This is a genomic window from Terrimonas ginsenosidimutans, assembly GCF_022012415.1.
In the GTDB taxonomy this organism is placed as follows: domain Bacteria; phylum Bacteroidota; class Bacteroidia; order Chitinophagales; family Chitinophagaceae; genus Terrimonas_A; species Terrimonas_A ginsenosidimutans.
Genome location: NZ_JAKLTR010000001.1, coordinates 460,034 through 477,296, shown reverse-complemented (window position 1 = coordinate 477,296; position 17,263 = coordinate 460,034). Strand labels below are relative to the sequence as shown.

The 17,263-nt window shown below is 43.0% G+C and carries 15 protein-coding genes; 5 read left to right on the top strand and 10 right to left on the bottom strand.

Annotated elements, in window-relative coordinates:
• Positions 1-7 precede the first annotated feature (7 nt).
• The 3 genes from LZZ85_RS01965 (at position 8) to LZZ85_RS01955 (ending at position 4,338) form a co-directional block, all read left to right on the top strand.
• A complete protein-coding gene (locus tag LZZ85_RS01965) occupies positions 8-829 on the top strand; it encodes a sterol desaturase family protein (protein ID WP_237868243.1) in 822 nt (273 codons plus the stop codon).
• Between the two features lie 939 nt (positions 830-1,768).
• A complete protein-coding gene (gene kdsB / locus LZZ85_RS01960) occupies positions 1,769-2,488 on the top strand; it encodes a 3-deoxy-manno-octulosonate cytidylyltransferase (RefSeq protein ID WP_237868242.1) in 720 nt (239 codons plus the stop codon).
• A gap of 56 nt (positions 2,489-2,544) precedes the next feature.
• Positions 2,545-4,338, top strand: a complete 1,794-nt coding sequence (locus LZZ85_RS01955) for a chloride channel protein (RefSeq protein ID WP_237868241.1) — start codon at positions 2,545-2,547, stop codon at positions 4,336-4,338.
• A 12-nt stretch (positions 4,339-4,350) separates the two neighbouring features.
• Here LZZ85_RS01955 and LZZ85_RS01950 read toward each other — a convergent pair whose 3' ends face one another.
• Positions 4,351-5,268 (bottom strand): YihY/virulence factor BrkB family protein, encoded by a 918-nt coding sequence (locus LZZ85_RS01950; RefSeq protein WP_237868240.1) that lies wholly within the window; start codon positions 5,266-5,268, stop codon positions 4,351-4,353.
• A 494-nt stretch (positions 5,269-5,762) separates the two neighbouring features.
• Here LZZ85_RS01950 and corA point away from each other — a divergent pair, with 494 nt between their 5' ends.
• Positions 5,763-6,872: a magnesium/cobalt transporter CorA gene (gene corA / locus LZZ85_RS01945; RefSeq protein ID WP_237868239.1), complete on the top strand. Its 1,110-nt coding sequence runs from the start codon at positions 5,763-5,765 to the stop codon at positions 6,870-6,872.
• Between the two features lie 119 nt (positions 6,873-6,991).
• Here corA and LZZ85_RS01940 read toward each other — a convergent pair whose 3' ends face one another.
• Positions 6,992-7,501 carry a DUF2480 family protein gene (locus tag LZZ85_RS01940; protein ID WP_237868238.1) on the bottom strand — a complete coding sequence of 170 codons (510 nt, stop codon included), beginning with the start codon at positions 7,499-7,501 and terminating at the stop codon, positions 6,992-6,994.
• A gap of 104 nt (positions 7,502-7,605) precedes the next feature.
• The gene (locus LZZ85_RS01935; protein ID WP_237868237.1) at positions 7,606-9,756 is read right to left on the bottom strand and encodes a SurA N-terminal domain-containing protein; all 2,151 of its coding nucleotides are present in this window, start codon (positions 9,754-9,756) and stop codon (positions 7,606-7,608) included.
• A 920-nt stretch (positions 9,757-10,676) separates the two neighbouring features.
• On the opposite strand from LZZ85_RS01935, the gene nadA reads away from it, so the two are divergent.
• Positions 10,677-11,687, top strand: a complete 1,011-nt coding sequence (nadA, locus tag LZZ85_RS01930; protein ID WP_237868236.1) for a quinolinate synthase NadA — start codon at positions 10,677-10,679, stop codon at positions 11,685-11,687.
• Between the two features lie 77 nt (positions 11,688-11,764).
• Here the strand turns inward: nadA and LZZ85_RS01925 are convergent, their stop codons facing one another.
• The 7 genes from LZZ85_RS01925 to LZZ85_RS01895 form a co-directional block, all read right to left on the bottom strand.
• Complete coding sequence (locus tag LZZ85_RS01925; RefSeq protein WP_237868235.1) at positions 11,765-12,913, bottom strand: methionine aminotransferase; 1,149 nt, start codon at positions 12,911-12,913, stop codon at positions 11,765-11,767.
• A 16-nt stretch (positions 12,914-12,929) separates the two neighbouring features.
• The gene (locus LZZ85_RS01920) at positions 12,930-13,268 is read right to left on the bottom strand and encodes an MmcQ/YjbR family DNA-binding protein (RefSeq protein ID WP_237868234.1); all 339 of its coding nucleotides are present in this window, start codon (positions 13,266-13,268) and stop codon (positions 12,930-12,932) included.
• Between the two features lies 1 nt (position 13,269).
• Positions 13,270-13,659 (bottom strand): RidA family protein, encoded by a 390-nt coding sequence (locus tag LZZ85_RS01915; protein ID WP_237868233.1) that lies wholly within the window; start codon positions 13,657-13,659, stop codon positions 13,270-13,272.
• 29 nt (positions 13,660-13,688) lie between these two features.
• Positions 13,689-14,411: a 3'-5' exonuclease gene (locus LZZ85_RS01910; protein WP_237868232.1), complete on the bottom strand. Its 723-nt coding sequence runs from the start codon at positions 14,409-14,411 to the stop codon at positions 13,689-13,691.
• Between the two features lie 72 nt (positions 14,412-14,483).
• Positions 14,484-14,831 carry a VOC family protein gene (locus tag LZZ85_RS01905; protein WP_237868231.1) on the bottom strand — a complete coding sequence of 116 codons (348 nt, stop codon included), beginning with the start codon at positions 14,829-14,831 and terminating at the stop codon, positions 14,484-14,486.
• An 8-nt stretch (positions 14,832-14,839) separates the two neighbouring features.
• The gene (locus LZZ85_RS01900; RefSeq protein ID WP_237868230.1) at positions 14,840-15,922 is read right to left on the bottom strand and encodes a mannose-1-phosphate guanylyltransferase; all 1,083 of its coding nucleotides are present in this window, start codon (positions 15,920-15,922) and stop codon (positions 14,840-14,842) included.
• A 29-nt stretch (positions 15,923-15,951) separates the two neighbouring features.
• A complete protein-coding gene (locus tag LZZ85_RS01895; RefSeq protein WP_237868229.1) occupies positions 15,952-16,917 on the bottom strand; it encodes a KpsF/GutQ family sugar-phosphate isomerase in 966 nt (321 codons plus the stop codon).
• Between the last annotated feature and the right edge of the window lie 346 nt (positions 16,918-17,263).

Sequence of the window (17,263 nt, the reverse complement as noted above, 5' to 3'; positions counted from 1 at the left end):
GCTTGTCATGGATCGTATCATTGAATACTTTTCTACTCTTGAGCAAAGACCGCTGGAGCGGATGGCTATCCTGGTAGGCGGATTGCTTATTTTCTGGATAATCGAAGGAGCAATTCCTTTGCTTCCGATGCAGTATAAAAAGAATAAGCTGCGGCATGCGTCGGTAAACTTCGGTTTTACTGTTATTCATCTGATCATTCACACTCTTCTTGCGGTCCTGATCGTAAAACTATCAGACTGGTGTAATCAAACGGGGTTTGGTCTTGTATACTGGTTCAATGCCAATCTATTTTTTACGATACTGATCGGTGTGCTTGCTTTGGATTTCAGTAGCTGGCTGGTTCATTTTGTGATGCATAAAACGGCTTTGTTATGGCGGTTTCACCTGATCCATCACAGCGATAATAATGTTGATGTAACGACAGGATTGCGCCACCATCCGGGCGATAGTTTGCTACGCGGTATTTTCTTTCTGCTATTGATATTTGTCTCCGGAGCGCCAATGTTCAGTGTGATGATCTATCAAACCCTGGTTGTACTGGCTACGGCATTTACCCATGCCAATATCAGTTTACCCAAAAAGCTGGATCATACGCTCAGCTATTTTTTGATCTCTCCGAATATGCATAAGGTTCACCATCACTGGAAACAACCTTTTACTGACTCTAATTATGGCGCTGTCTTTTCTATCTGGGACCGTCTTTTTGGAACGTTTAAGATACTGGATGCCGGCAAGATCCGTTATGGTTTGGACAGGTATTATCCGAATGAAAAGGACGAGGATTTTGTTAGTTTATTAAAGAAGCCTTTCCAGAAAATGGAACCATGAGCTGTGGATGACCTGTCGGAAAACCATCAGTTTTTTCCCTTTATAAATTGTTTTTTCCTCATGGGGATAGGTTTGAACAGCCTGATATTTACATCCTGGCTGTTAAACATATTCCGGAAGTTTGTTTTTAGCCAGAAAGCTTTCAGCACAAAGGGTGAGGGATGGTCATGCTTTGTTGATGGGTGATTTTGCCTGGCTGGCAATCTCCGCCGGAGGAACCTATTACCCTCTCCTAAGACAGGCATCATGGTGGTGGAGGCGGGGGAGGGAGCCCGGCAGGGCGGGGAAGGTTATGAGGATATTTTCAAACGTAATGCTCCCCATCTAACGACCTGCCATGACCCCCCAATCAATAATACCTCCCGCGGAAAGTATCGCCCCGGATTCTACCCCTCCTTCCCGGACCCAAACGAATTACGTTCCCCTTTCTTCCCCCTCAACTATCCTCCTGTCGTTAGGAAATTCCGTCAATACTGCTCTCCGGGTCCCGAAAAATCAGTCCCGTGTCGATAATCATACATCATATTGTATACCGCAGGAGTATATCATTGCCACTTGCCTGATCATCCATCCATTTCGATCTGCTCTTGCTAGATAGTGGTTCAGCTGATGGTCGGCATCAAATAAATTGAGAATATTTACTCTCACGATAATTTTCAGCGCTTTTATCCACTTTTTTTAGAAAAGGCGCCATTTTGATTCGTTTTGGATTTTTGTTTCATATTACTTATTCTTTCTCCCTGGCAAGAATGCTTTTATACCTGGCGTGCGGGCTCCGTGGGCGAACGCTCTGCCGATCAAACTGGCCATTGAAACAAAACGCAGTTATTCTTCCTTATTTCTGATCAGAGCCCGCCTTGCTCTTTATCTGCCTCACACCAGCTCAAACCCTTCTCTATCAATACTGCTAATCCCTCCCCATTACCTACTTTTGCAACTATGAAGATCATTGCGATGATTCCGGCCCGCTATGCCGCAAGCCGGTTCCCTGCCAAGCTCATGCAACAGTTAGGTGATAAATCCGTCATCCGACATACCTATGACGGCAGCGTTGCTACCGGACTTTTTGATGAGGTGGTCGTGGTAACAGATAGCGACATCATTTTTGACGAAGTCACCTCCCATGGAGGCAAAGCCATAATGAGTAAAAAGACGCATGAAAGTGGCAGCGACCGGATCGCTGAAGCAATCCAGGATATGGATGTAGACGTGGTTGTCAATGTTCAGGGAGATGAGCCATTTGTAAAAAGAGAACCGCTTGAAAAACTTGTCCGCCTTTTTGATGACCCCACTGTTAAAGTTGGTTCTCTGATGAGACGAATGAGTGGCATCAATGACGTTAATAGTCCCAGCCAGGTAAAAGTGGTGGTTAATAAAAAAATGGATGCGCTGTATTTTAGCAGAAGTCCACTCCCATTCAGAGCCAATACAGTCATCGAAGCTCCTTATTTCCTGCATATCGGAGTTTATGCGTTCCGCAAGCAAACGCTGCTCGATTTTACTAACTGGCCGGCCGGTGTTCTTGAAAAAGAGGAAAAACTTGAGCAGCTCAGATATCTGGAGAACGGAGTGAGTATTCGGATGGCAGAAGTTACCTTTCAAAATGTTGCGATCGATACACCCGAAGATCTGGAAGTGGCAAAAAAGCTGCTTGGCTAAAATCTGTTCAATTCGAACAGCATCAGTTGATATAACTTATAAAACGTAATACTTACATGCGGCCAGTAAAGCAAGTGTATCAGTTTGTCGTTTATTCTTTACGTACAAAGTTGACACGGGTGCAATACATCATGCTCGTGGCAACACTCACCGGCTTGTTTTCAGGGCTTGCTGCGGTTCTTTTGAAAACACTTGTGCATTATCTGCAGGATTGGATCAAGCATATTGATGTAAGCCGGTTTTCCTATCTGCTGTTTCCTGTAATTGGTTTACTTCTGACAGTTTTGGTGATAAAACTGTTCTTTCATTCACATATAGAAAAAGGTATAGCAATGGTCTTGCGGTCTATCGCAAGAAAATCTTCTTTCATTCCATTAAAACATACGTATCTGCATATTGTCACGAGCTCATTGACCGTAGGGCTTGGGGGTTCAGCAGGTCTTGAAGCTCCCATCGTGGCAACCGGTTCCGCTATCGGATCAAACACGGCCAGGATCAGCGATCTCAATTACCGTGAGCGGTCTTTACTCATAGGTTGCGGCGCGGCTGCCGGGATCGCTGCGGTATTCAATGCGCCGATCGCTGGTGTTATTTTCGCCATCGAAGTATTGTTAACAGAAGCAATTGTTGTTAGTTATTTTATCCCACTAATCATTTCATCTGTTGTTGGCGCGCTATGTTCAAAGATCATTTTACAGGAATCTTTCCTTTTTAATTTCGTTCTGAAATCTACATTTGACTATCGCAATGTGCCTTTCTATGTATTGCTGGGGGTTCTTGCAGGATTCGTTTCAAGATATTACGCCCGCACTTTTAAAGGAACGGAAACCCGGTTGCATCACTGGAAACTCAATGCCTATGGAAAAGCAATCATTGGCGGCACGATGCTTATGGCCCTGTACTTTATCTTCCCTCCGCTTTTTGGCGAAGGATATGAAAGCATTACTTCTCTCGCTAATGGTACGCCCGGAGAGATCAATGATAATACCGCAGTCTTTTCCCTGCTGAACGAAGACTGGTCTTTAGTGATCTTCACCGGTTTGATCGTTCTATTAAAACCACTTTCCGCCGCGATCACGATCGGAAGTGGTGGTAATGGCGGCAACTTCGCGCCTTCTCTTTTTACTGGTTCCTATCTTGGATTCTTCTTTTCGAAATTACTCAACATTACAGGCTGGGTAAAAATTCCTGAAGGAAACTTTAGCCTCGTTGGAATGGCTGGCGTGCTCAGTGGCGTTATGTATTGTCCGCTTTCAGCAATATTCCTTATTGCTGAAATAACTAACGGATATGAGCTCTTCATTCCGCTGATGATCGTATCAGCCATCTCATTTTTCATTGTGAAAAGCTATGATCCTTATTCAATGGAAACGCGACAGCTTGCAAAAGAAGGGCAGATCTTCACACACAAGAAGGAAAAAAATATTCTTACGTCGATCCAGCTGACGGACATGTTGCAGGATCGATATGATAACATCAGCATAGATCAGAACCTGCGCGCTCTTGTGGATATCATCAAGAAAAGCGAGCGTAATATTTTCGCAGTACATGATCAGAAAGGAAAATTTGCTGGAATTATCGAATTGAATGATATCAAGCAACTATTGTTTCAACCAGAACTTTTTGACAAAACGCCTCTCCGGAAATTGGTAAAGAAACCTGCTGATACAATCGGTGAAGACCAGGATATGCACATAGTAATGGAGAAGTTTGACATTACGCAAAGCTGGTATTTACCTGTTCTTGATAAAGAAAGAAATTTTCTTGGCTTCATTTCCAAAAGCAAGCTTTTCAGCAAGTATCGGGAGATCCTCGACTCGCAGGGAGATCTTTATGATGCCGAGCATTAACATTAAACAATCTTACGCCTTTTCTTTTAACTCTGCGAAATGAAAACGATATGCCTTTCGGGCAGTTCGTAAGGGGTCCTGGATTTCATCAGAATATACTTTTATAAAACAAGCTCCAAAGTACAGGATAAAAGAAGAATAAAATACAAACAAAAGGATCAGGACAATCGAAGCGGATGTCCCGTAGATATTGTCAAGATTACTATTGCGCATCAGCGCAGCAAGTATATTTTTCCCAATGGAGAAAAGTACACCTGTGATCACACCGCCCACCATGGAAACTTTCCAGGAGGGATGTGCATTGGCGAGATATCGGAACAAGATCGTAAACCATATAGACACAACCACAGCTCCCAACAGATCGTTTAAAATACCAGAAAAATATTGCCCTCCGCCCGGCCAGATCCGCGTCATATATTTCCCTGCAAAAACCTCGAAGCTATCTATCACTATACTTGCCATAAAAAATATTCCTGCAAGTATGATTGCTGCAAATGATCTCGCTCGATTCTTCAGTCCGAAAAAAATTCCCGGCTTCTCTTTTATTCTTACCTGCCATATATCGTTAAGAGTGTTTTTCACAACAACAAAAAGTGTTGTAGCAACAAACAGTAAGAAAACAAAAAGAATGACCGAGATGTACCAATTAGTGATCAGCATTCTGAATCCGCGGGTTGTTTGCCTGATCTGCTCCGCACCTGCCTGACCCAGTGTGGAAGACATTACCTCCATTAACTGTGAACCTACCATTTTTCGGCTTAGGAAAAGGCTGAACACCTGGAAGAGAATGATCAATATGGGAGGCAATGCAAATGTGGTAAAGAATGCCGTCGCCCCCGCCATACGCAATGGATCATTTCTTTTCAATTCCCGGAAAGAACGGGGGAAAAGACCAAGAAAGGACAATATTCGGTTGTGTTTTGTTTCCATGCTCGTATAAGATCAACTAATTATATAAAAAAGCCTGCCAATAATGGCAGGCCGTATACAAACACAATGAAAAAAAGCCCTATATCCAGTAACCTGGTACCCAGACGTAGCCCTTCCGGGAATGACGCCAGTACCCATCCATCCAAACGCTTCGATGACGGTGTGGGCGGGCCCAATATCCCGAAACAGCTACATATCTTCCCGACCGCCAGCGCCATTGCGGGCTAACCCAAACTGCGGACCTGAATGGTGCCGGGCCAGCCGGCCGCAGAACTACATTCCCCGGGAAATCCAACCTTACTCTCACATGCTGTGCATCCGCATAAAAAACGATCCCTACAGCAAGCATCATTAAAAGGAATATCTTCTTCATAAAAGACCTTTTCCTTTTGACCGAAGATGTTCCTGATGGTTTAGCCGGGTTTTTGCTTTAAGATTTTTTTTGTATTTCCGTGTCAACATCCAATTTCCACATCTTTTCATAACTTTCTCGAATGAGCGTAAAATTGAACCCTGAAAAATATCTCCGCTATCTGTATCTACCGGCCTTATTCGGAACGGAAAGAACGAAAGAGATCCTTTCTGTTAATCCTACTATCATACCCCAACGGGCAGAGGCACAGGAAGTCATTGTTTGTGTATATAACTACGACGCAGATCATATTGAAGAGAAAAAACTCTCCTGCGTGCAGGATGCTTTCAAATACAAAGACAGCAACCGGATCACCTGGATAAATGTTGATGGTCTGAGAAAAGCTGATGTGGAAGCAATGTCAAATCAATTCGGCATACACCCGTTGCTGATCGAAGATATTCTTAGCATCAATCAACGCCCTAAAATGGACGAAGTAGAAGGGGTTCTTTTCTGTTTGTTAAACATGCTCTATTACAATGATGAAAAACAAACCGTAGAACAGGAACAGATCAGTATTGTACTGGGAAAAAATTATGTGCTAAGTTTCCAGGAAGATGCAAACAGAGATGTTTTCAATCCTTTACGCGACCGGTTGAAAATGGCAAACAGCAAAGCCCGTCAGCGAACGGCTGATTATCTCTGCTATACAATGCTGGATCTGATCGTAGATAATTACTACATCGTAATGGAAAAACTTGGAGAGCGAATTGAATCACTGGAGGAAGAGGTGATCCGTAAAAGCGATAAACGCTCCCTTGCAAAGATCAACCAGCTCCGAAAAGAACTTATCGTTCTTAAAAGAAACACTGTTCCCGTTCGTGATCTTATAGGAAATATCATACGTAGCGAGAGCGATCTTCTCGACGACAGGAATACCAAATACTACAAAGATATTTATGATCACATCGTTCAGGCGATCGATCTCGGCGAGAACTATCGTGATATAATGGTCAGTATGCAGGACCTCTATGTTAGTAATGTAAATCTCCGGCTGAACGAAGTGATGAAGGTAATGGCGATCGTAACCTGTCTTCTCGCCCCTGCTACAGTTATAGGTGGTATATTCGGAATGAATTTCGATGACATACCCTACCTGCATAATACCTACGGCTTCTGGATCGCTGTTGGCCTCATGCTGTTTATTCCTGTATGGATGATCTGGATGTTCCGCAAGAAAGGTTGGTTCTAAGCTAAGGTTAGAAGAAGATTAATGAGGCAGAGGTTTTTATTGCTGGTGCATTTTTTCCTGCAAAAGCATAGTGGTAATAAATATAAACCCTAAAGAGGCTTCTTTATCAGTAACCTCTTTTAACTCTTGGACTTGTAGACGGGAACCGTACTGCATGGTTCTCCATACATGATACTTTTCACTACCGGGCGAAGACGTTTGGTTATTTCCATGTATACGAATTCTCCGATAGGTGTATCGCCGCATCCTTTTACGACGATCCTTTTTCCCTGGTATTCTTCAGGATTTATAGCAGCAATATTTTTCAGGAAGAGTTCGCGGTTAAGCTGAGTCACATCTCCAACCACTATTTCTGCGGCGACGGGCTCAAGATATACTGCCACAAGCATGTATGCCCAAACGGGTATGATGGCGTCTGCCGTACAGGTCAGGGCAACATTCTTACCGCGGAATTGTTCCCAATCGAGGTTCTTTAATGCTTCACGGAAATCCTTTTCCTTGAGTATGAGACCCATAAAGAGATATTCCTTTAGGTCAAATACCTTGGTCTCACCTTGAGGTAAGAAACTGGCCGGGTCGAGTGTGATCAATCCGCTTTCTGCTACTTTATTTATGATCGGCTGTTCCATTTCCAGTGATTTAATTACAAAGATAACACCTGGTCACCGGGTTTGTTTAAAACAAAAGGGCCTTGTCGAATGACAAGGCCCTTTTCTACTATTTATCGCTTTTATCAGAAGAACTTAGCGCGATTATCCTTGATATTGGCAGCTTGCATCAGTGCTTGCTGGTAGTAGCCAGCACCTCTCATTTTAGCCTGCTCATAGCGTTGCTTACGCTGTTCAGCAACATTCGCATCAGCCACCGCGGTAGCAGATACGTTATCAACACGAAGAACATAAACTCCATTGTTACCAGGAATAGCCTGTGTAACTACCTTGCCTTTGTTTGCAGGGTTAAATGCTGCTCCCAACACTTTCGGCTCTGAGCTTACCAGTGGTGAAGGCGGCATACCTGAAATACGGATACTGTCAGCTCTTTCAATTGGTTGGTTGCCCATGGCAGCTGCCGCAGCTTCGAGTGTGGTGATGTTACCGATCTTTTTAGTGATCTCTTCCGCTTTCTTTTGATTACGGAGCAAAGGTTCAACCATCATACGTGATTTGGCAACTGACTGTGTACCTTTCTCATTTACTTCAGTAACCAGTGCTACAACATAATTGTCACCAACTTTGATCGGATCCAGAACATCGCCCAGATCTGCATCATAGATAGCTTTTACAAATGTTCTTGAAGAACCAAGACCCATTACCTGCGAAGCAGTTGGGGTGATATCCTGGGCAAACGCTTTGTTGATACCTTTTGCCTGGAGTTTTTCTGCATTGGCATCAAATGCTTTTTTGTCGCGGCTTGAGCTTGCAAATTGTGAAGCTGCGTTGTTTGCACTTCCGTCTGTTTCGTTGCTGGCTTCGATAGGAACTCCGAGATAAGCAATTTTATAAGCAGTTGAAGCACCTTTTGCAGAAAGGATCTCTATGTAGTGATAACCGAATACAGTTTTTACTATTCCTTTTGAACCAACCGGGTTACCGAAAATGAATTCGTTAAAGGCTACATCCAATGGTGGGCCTGAAACCATGTTCTCATATTTACCACCAGTTTGTTTGCTGCCCGGATCTTCGGAAAGCTGTGCAACAAGCGAATCGAAATTAGAACCTGTATTAATTGCAGTGCGGATACTGTCGATGATCTTCTTTGCAGAAGCCGAATCTCTTACAGGTGTCAATGCGCCAGTCTGAGGATCCTGTTGCGCTGTGGCAATAAGGATGTGACGTACCGTTACAGAATCAGGTTGTGTTCTTGCACCGAGGAGTTTCGCGATTGAATAGTTTCCACCATCAATGTAAGGTCCGTAAGTTGTACCAACCGGAACACGGATGATAGAATCTTTAGAAGGAACCTGGATCTTCTCGCCTTTGATATAACCATTGTAGAATGTTTCAACACCCTGCGCTTCCAGGTAATCCTGCATATTAGAAGCACTGTCAAAACCAGGTTTCAGCTGCATTAATCTTTCATGTGCAGCAGAGCTGTCAGTACCAGTTGGTAGTGCACTGAAAGACACATAAGAGATAGCGCGGCTTTCTTCCTGTTTAAACTGTTCTTTATGTTTGCTGATATAGTCCTGGACTTCCTTATCGGTTACTTTTACAACACTGTCAGGAATGCTGCTGTATGCCTGTCTCACCAGGGAGATATTTGCGATCTGGCTATTTTCAGCATTTTGCTTTTCGATAAACCATTTTGGGAAATTCGTTGTGTTAAGCAGCAAAGAGTTATACTTATCGTTGATCCGGATCAGTTCCAGATAGTTCAGGAAAGTATTGAATTGTGCTTTCTGCTCTTTGGGAGTTGTTTTCGCTTTCAGCATCTGATCGATGTCCTGTTTAGCTTTTTGTGCATTATATACTCCTGTGTTTGGATCAGAGAACATTCTTTTAAGATCTTCAGGTGGATTTGCACCATATAATATATCACCTAATTCTTTCTTACCGATCTGCATACCCAATTTATCAGCTTCACTTTCCAGGATGATCTTTCCTACTTCCTGGCTCCACACCTGCTCAAGGGCAGTCTGGCGGGCCATATCTGCAGGATAACCCTGTTGCCTGTTGGCATCTTCCTGTTGTTTAACTCTTGGTTCAATTGAATTGTAGTCGATTTCTTTGCCATCTACTTTACCAACAACGGTGGTGTTACCGCCGCGGAAAAGACTTCCTCCATTCTCAAAGGCTAGCATTACGACAAAAATGATAAGCGCGAGGGCGATGATAACCGCCATTAGTTTTGCATACTTGTCCTGTATGTTCTGAATTACTGACATATTAATATGTAAGGTTAAAAAAACGGATGGCAAAAATAGGGGAATTATGCTTATGAACAAATTGTGGAAAACCGCCTAAAACTCAAGTTTTTCAAGGCTTTTGGAGGATTCGCCTACCTTAAATTCGGCGCTTAAAAGTGACTTGTCAAACTGTCTGTTCGCAACATATTTCCGAAGCTTCCAGCCAAAAATTAGATTTCCAGAACGATTCCTGACAGATACTATCCTGACCACAACAAAACCCCTTCATTTTGCTTGATTAAGGCTCAAGTAAAGGAAATATGGCCGGAATTAATAGCCCTTGCGGGAATTTGCAGCTTTTTCCGGACAGAAAGCCGATAACGTATATCAAAAGATAAGTATGTCAAGGCTCCTGGCTATTCAATAAAAGCTCTGAAACAGGCTATTATTAGTAAAAATCCTGATCCGAAAACGGGTTTTTACCCACAATAACCTGTGAATATCCTTTGTCGGATGTTAATAATCCAATGTGAAACGTTAGTATGAAATGGAACTTTAAGGATAGAAGTTGTTGATCACCCTCGGGGTACTACCAGGCCGGTCCGTAATTCATCATTTGTTCGACCTTAATCCACACATATCCACCTCCGCTTATCCGGTCTATTTTTCCAGAACTGTTTTCAACAAACATGTGGATAGCATAGCTACAATACAGTAAACTCGCTAAAACATTATGTGGATTTCTCTGTTTTTAATGTGGATTACGATGAATGACTAATTTCGCAGGAGGACGTTATCCACTAATTCACAGCCCTAATAATAATAAACTCTTTTTTATAAAATATTATATTATTAATATTAGAACTAGAGGGGGGCTAAAAAAAAATTGATTTGAAAAATCGGGAAAGCTGAAGGAATATTGCTCCCCCAATCAATCAGGCAGTCAAAAAAATCGGGTTATGGACACAGCAACAATCGCGGCGGCAAAACAAAAAGTTCAACAAAGAGGTTTCCTCGACATCGATCTGGATCCGACACTTGATCTTTTCGCGGAGATCGAAAGGTTGAAGAAGGAAAAGAATGCCGTTGTGTTGGCACACTACTACCAGGAGCCAGACATCCAGGACGTAGCGGACTACATCGGGGACAGTCTTGGTTTGGCTCAACAAGCTGAAAAGACTACTGCGGATATGATCGTTTTCGCCGGAGTACACTTCATGGCAGAGACTGCCAAGATCCTTAACCCAACGAAAAAGGTTGTCATTCCCGACCTGATGGCTGGTTGTTCCCTCAGTGATAGCTGTCCTCCTCCCTTATTCAAGCGATTCAAAGAAGAGCATCCGGATCATATCGTTGTCAGTTACATCAACTGCAGTGCAGGTATCAAGGCGCTGAGCGATGTGATTGTGACGAGCAGTAATGCCAGGGTCATTGTGGATAGCTTTCCGAAAGATCAGAAGATCATTTTCGCACCCGATAAGAACCTTGGTGGCTATATCAACAAAGTGACCGGCAGGGATATGCTATTGTGGAACGGTGCCTGCATGGTTCATGAGATCTTTAGCCTGGAGAAGATCACCAAGCTTAAGCAACGACATCCAAACGCTAAGTTTATTGCTCACCCTGAATGTGAGGAACCCGTACTTCGCATTGCAGACTATATAGGCTCCACTACGGGTCTCCTGAAGTTTACACAGACAGATCCTGCTAATGAGTTTATTGTGGCAACAGAGACCGGTATTCTGCATCAGATGATGAAATCATCACCTGGTAAGACTTTCATTCCAGCACCACCAACTAATAGTTGTGCCTGCAATGATTGTCCGCATATGAAGTTGAATTCATTGGAGAAGCTGTACCTGTGTATGGAGTATGAAACTCCGGACATTAATATGGATGAGGAGCTGCGTCTTGCTGCTAAGAAGCCCATCGATCGCATGCTCGAGATCAGCGCTAAAGCTGGTTTGTAGTTATAGAAGCATTTTTATAAGTAAAAGATGACCGGATCTCTCTGAAGAGGATCCGGTTATTTTTTACTGAAGGATCATTAGTTTATCTTATTCAATCTTTCAATTGCCTGTTCCAGGGTTTCTTCCTTTTTCGCGAAACAGAATCTGATGACTTTATTGTCTGTTCCTGATCTATAGAATGCGGACACAGGAATGGTAGCGACACCATATTCTTTGGTAATTCTGACAGCAAAATCTTTGTCGCTTTCATCACTTATTCTTTCATACCTGGCGCATATGAAGTAGCTGCCTTTACTGTCGAGGAGGTCAAACCTGGTTGAGCTCATCAGGTTGATAAAATAGTCTCTTTTCTTTTGAAGGAAAGTTCCGAGGCTTGTATATGCTTCAGTATTTTCAAGAAATTGCGCAAGTGCAACCTGTGAGGGTGTATGGCAGGAGAAACAATTGAACTGATGAAGTTTTCTGAATTCTTTCATCAATAATGGTGAGGAGACAATATAGCCCAGTTTCCAACCCGTGCAATGATATACTTTACCGAACGAGAAGCAGACAAAGCTTCTTTCCAGGAGGTCGGGATACCTTAGTATGCTGCAGTGTTTAGAATTATCGAATATCAGATGTTCATACACTTCATCACTGAGAATATAGATGCCTGTATTTGAGACAATCTTTCTCAACCGTTGAATATCGTTGTCGGATATAATAGCCCCCGTAGGATTGTGAGGCGTATTTAACATGATCATCTTCGTTTTTGAAGTGATCTTTTTTTCAACTTCATCCCAGTCTATTTTGTATTCCGGAAATTGAAGGTTGACCAGTACCGGCGTTGCGCCGTTCGCCACAACATTTGGGATATAGCTGTCATAAGCTGGTTCGAATATGATCACTTCATCGCCCGGACGAAGGATCGTCGTAAGAGCTGTATATATAGCATAGGTTCCTCCCGGCGTGATCGTGATTTGAGAATCGGGGTCAACAGCTGTTGAATACAGCGAAGCAATTTTCTCAGAGAGGATATTTCGCAACGGTGTATATCCCTGCATTGGCGCGTACTGGTTGAACCCTGCCTTCATTGCTTTTTCTACAAGACCAATCAATTCCTGGTTCATGGGGAAATCGGGAAATCCCTGGCCAAGATTAACCGCATTATGTTCACTTGCAAGCGCACTCATCACTGTGAAAATACTGGTTCCGGTATCTGGTAGTTTGGATATGAATGTTGACACGTTTTCTCTTTTATAGTTATTTTTTCTTCGCTTTTGGTTTACCTTTTACCAGATCATAAGACCAATCGATCCATTGTTTCAATGTAGCCATTGCTACGGATCCATCTACTATGATCGTATTCCAGTGCTTCTTATTCATATGGTATCCGGGAAGGACACAAGGGTATTCTTCGCGGAGTTCCAAAGCTGTATCCGGATCACATTTTACATTGAACTGAAGCGGGTTGCTTTCAAGGCCTACCAGTAGAAATACTTTGCCGTTGATCTTATAAACCAGTGTATCAGGACCGAAGGGAAGTGTTTCTTCTGCTCCAGGTTTGGAGAGGCAGTATTCCTGCAGGGTTTCTATATTCATACTAATCGGTTATTACTGCGGTTGCTTCGATCTCTATCAGGTATGCTGGTTCTATAAGCCCTTTCACTTCTATCATGGATGTGCACGGTTTTATGTCAGCAAAGACTTCGCCATGTGCTCTTCCATATTCCTGCCAGCGGGTAATGTCTGTGACAAACATTCTTGTTCTGACCACGTCTTTGAGCGAAGCCCCTGTTTGCACTAATACCTTTTCTATTTTCTGAAGTATAAACCTGGTTTGTTCATATGCGTCATTTCCTCCGACCAGTTGATTATTTTCGTTCACTGCTACTGTTCCTGTTATCTCAACTGTATTTCCTGTTCTAACTGCCCGGCTGTAGCCGACGATATCTTCCCATTTTGCACCTGATGAATAGTTTGTTCTTTTCATTATAGTGTTTTGATGATCTAAGATCTTCGTTATTGTTTGATCTCGATGTTATTTGATTTAATTGAAACTTCCCCCATCATTTTGAGAAATACCTGTACAGTTGTAGCAACGTCTTTCTGACAGTAGTTTACGATCCGGTCTATATTTTTTTCTTTCCAGTATACTTCTCCGACCATGCTTCCATCGATGTCATCTTTCGGTGTAGGGACGGACAAGGCCGTAGCGAGCAGGTTTAGTGAGGTATAGTTTTTAAAATCTCCAAACTTCCAGAGTTCCATAGTATCCAGAAAATTTACCTCCCAGGGTTTTTTCCCGCTTGAGTTAAGAATTGTTGGAATGGGGAGACCATTGATGATCATCCTGCGGCACATATAAGGAAAGTCGAACTCTTTTCCGTTATGTGCACACAGGTATTTTGTTTCATTGCCCGCCCATTTTCGAAGCATCTCCGAGAAATCGTGCAACAGCACCTGTTCACTATCGCCGGCAAATGATTTCAATAGCAGTTTCCTTTCGTTTCCTGTTCCCTGTATAACTCCACAGCTGATGCAGATGATCTTTCCGAACTCTGCATATATACCTGCGCGTTCATAGATGCTTTCTATTGTTTCATCTTCCCGGTTTCGGAGAAGGATCTCGGCTTTTTTGCCCCAAAGTTCTTTCCATTCAGTTGCCAGCTGTTCATAGCCCGGATATTGGGGAACGGTTTCTATATCGACGAACAGGATATTATGTAATGGATAAGGAGACATATAAAAGTTTGTGCTATAAAAATAAAAAAACCTTGCGTTAACAAGGTTGTGTAAAAACAAGATTTTGACGTTTTATTCTCCTTCGATCAGGCCCAAATGATTTCCGAACGGGTCCTCGACAATTCCGACATTGATGTTTCCACCAACATTTGTCTTGTCCTGAACCAGTTTCGCGCCTATTGAAAGGAGATGTTCAATTTCTTTCGATACATCATCCACATCCCAGTACGAAACGGTATGGTTACCCTGTTCAACATTGCTCATATCAGGGTCGAGGCCAAGTTCGAACCCATTTATGTCAAACCCGACATAGAATATCTCCGAAAAGTAGGGATTTATTCCGGTAGCTTTTGTATACCATTGTTTAGCTCCTTCGAGGTCTTTTACATGGTAGATAACTGTTCTGAGTTTTTTGAACATAGATTTTTTTATAAAAAACGATCGCCTTTGTTTCTTTTGATCTCTGCCACATATTCCTTGATCTCCTGTTCTTTATCTTTCTGACAGATCAGGAGGACATCTTTTGTGTCAACCACGATGTAGCCTTCAAGACCCTGGAGCAAGACAAGTTTGTTATCCGGAACATGTACCATAGTATTCTTTGTGTCGTATACCATTACATAGTTGCCTACAACTGCATTTTGGAAATAGTCTTTTTCCATGTTTTCCCAGGCACTGTTCCAGGTACCGAGATCACTCCATTCAAATGACGCAGGGATAACGTATACATTGTCTGCTTTTTCCATAATGCCGAAATCTATGGAAATGTTGGTACACTGCGGATATATCCGATCGATAGCTTCTTTCTCTTCCGGAGTATTGAACTTGCTTTCTTCAGCATGAAATACTTCATACATTTCAGGAAGGAATTTTTCAAACGAATCAATGATCGTTTTTACTTTCCAGGTAAAGATGCCGGCATTCCACAGGAAATCTCCGCTGGACAGGAAGGTCTTGGCAAGTTCCAGGTTAGGTTTTTCTGTAAAGGTTTTCACCTTGTAAACACCTGGGGTAACTTCCGGTGCGTCATGCTGGATATAGCCATATCCGGTGTTCGGGTATGTTGGTTTGATACCGATAGTTACAAGTGCGTTGATGTTATCCACGAAATCGAGCGCTTTGGTAGCGGTTGCCACGAATGCATTAATGTCAAGAACAAGATGATCTGCAGGTGCTACCATCATCAGCGCCTTCGGATCTTTTTGTGCGATCTTAAAGGAAATATATGCAACGCAAGGTGCTGTATTTTTCCGGGATGGTTCGGCAACGATGTTTTCATGGGGAATTGTTTCGAGCTGTTGTTTTACCAGATCCACATATTCGGCGGATGTCACAACATATATATTCTCTTCGGGCACGAGATGTTTGTAGCGGTCGAACGTTTGCTGAATCAGTGTCTTACCGGTGCCCAGAATGTCCAGGAATTGTTTTGGATAATTGGTTCTGCTCATTGGCCAGAATCGGCTGCCGATTCCGCCGGCCATGATTGCAACGTAGTGATGTTTGTTCATAGTGAATGTGAAGTAAAATCAGGATTTGGTTAAATGATGCCTTCTTTTATAAGGTCGTGTAAATGTATAATGCCAAGATAGGCTCCGTTTTCGATTACTGCCAGTTGTGTAATCTCATTTTTTCGCAATATATCAAGTGCCTGGACCGCGAGTTCGCCCGGTGCGATCGTTTTTGGAGCTTTTGTCATAATATCGGCCGCTTTTATTTTGTCGTCAAACCTGATATTATTGCGAAGCATTCTCCTAAGGTCGCCGTCCGTAATTATTCCGAGGAGATGCTGTTTGCCGTCTACCACCGCTGTAACTCCCAGTCGTTTTTGCGTCATTTCCATGATCACTTCCTGCAGGGGCTGATCAGGCTTGACCATGGGTTTTTCGTTTGATGGATAAAGATCTGATACCCGTAGGTATAGTTTTTTACCAAGAGTTCCACCTGGGTGGAATTTTGCAAAATCTTCTGAACGAAAGCCTTTTAACTCCATCAGGCAGACAGCGAGAACGTCTCCCATTACGAGCTGTGCCGTTGTGCTGGATGTTGGGGCCAGGTTGTTCGGGCATGCTTCCTGGCTGACGGTTGTGTCAAGTATTATCTGTGCCTGTTTAGCCAGAAAAGATTGGATATTGCCTACCATAGCTATGATAGTGTTTCCAAAGTTTCTGAGCAGGGGAATAAGCAATTTTATTTCCGGACTTTCTCCACTTTTGCTTATAACAATAACGATATCATCCTGTTGTACGATCCCTAGGTCACCATGGATGGCGTCTGCCGCGTGCATGAAGATAGATGGCGTCCCGGTCGAATTGAAAGTTGCCACGATCTTTTGTGCAATTACAGCGCTCTTTCCAATGCCACTTATCACAATGCGCCCTTTACAACCAGCAATGGCCGAAACAGCTTTTTCAAAGTCTTCATTGATGTGAGACCGGAGATCTGCTATTGCCTGGGCTTCCAGGCCAATCGTTTGCAGCGCGATCTGTTTAACGGAAACAGCCATAAGAAATTGTTCGCCAATGATGAATGCCCGGCAAAATTAGAGCTTTTCAGGGCAAATTACCGTTAACCATTCATTTCCCCGAATTTTAACGATTAGGGCTATGTTAAACGGTACACGAGTTGTAAATTCGCAGTCCTCTTGAGCGGGGTTAAGATCTGTGTCGAAAATTGCTCCCTGGCCGTGGTGGCCGGACTAGTTTTTATACCAACAGCCGATCATCTTCCCGGCTTTTTGCAAGAGAAACCTTATTCTGTTTAGTGGATTGATGCTTGCATAACCAAGGCTGTGAATTGCAGGTTTGGGTGAAAAAAAGTATCTTATAATGGGTTAAGATCCCGGTGTTTTT